The organism is Vibrio sp. 1249-1, from assembly GCF_033340495.1.
In genome coordinates this window covers 1-641 of sequence record NZ_JAWOWJ010000693.1, presented here as the reverse complement: position 1 = coordinate 641, position 641 = coordinate 1, and the positions used below count along the sequence as shown (strand labels likewise).

Here is a 641-nt window from a genome sequence, read left to right as displayed (position 1 = left end):
CCCTTGCTGTTCCGCGGCAAACGTCTCGGTAATTTCTAGTTCGATACATTCTGGTTTGATGCCATTTCTCGTTACGTGTTTATGAATGAATTGCGCCATTTCTAACGAGTTTAATTCGGCCGATGAAAGGTTGATGGACAGGACAATGTCTTTGCCAAAAATATTTCTTAGCTGGTGATATTCTGCAGTTGCATTGGCGAAAACCCATCGATCAATTTTATCAAATAAGCCCGCCTGTTCCGCGATTGGGATAAACTCTTTCGGAGGCACGGGACCAATGCCTTCCGCTTCCCAGCGCAATAATACCTCTAGTCCTTCAATCTCGTTGTCCCGATTATTCATATAGGGTTGAAAAACGAGATGGAACTCTTCTTCTACGTTGCTTTTTCTGAGCGCTCGCTCAAGCTGACTGCGTCTTTGAGACTCAACATTGAGAGCTGCTGAGTAATAAGCGTACTGGTTTTTCCCGGCTCGTTTGGCTTGATACATTGCCGCATCGGCACTGGAGAGTAATTTCGCGACGTCTGTACCGTCTTGAGGGTACTGAGCGATACCTACGCTTGCAGTCACGGGGAATGAATTACTCCAAGATGGACTGAGATTGCCAATCGGTTTTAGCAACTCTGAGGCCAGCAAGTCAG

The 641-nt window shown here is 46.5% G+C and carries 1 protein-coding gene; it reads right to left on the bottom strand.

The features are described 5' to 3' along the window. A partial coding sequence (locus R7Z50_RS28395; protein ID WP_318149868.1) for an EAL domain-containing protein occupies window positions 1-641 on the bottom strand: 641 nt, incomplete at both ends.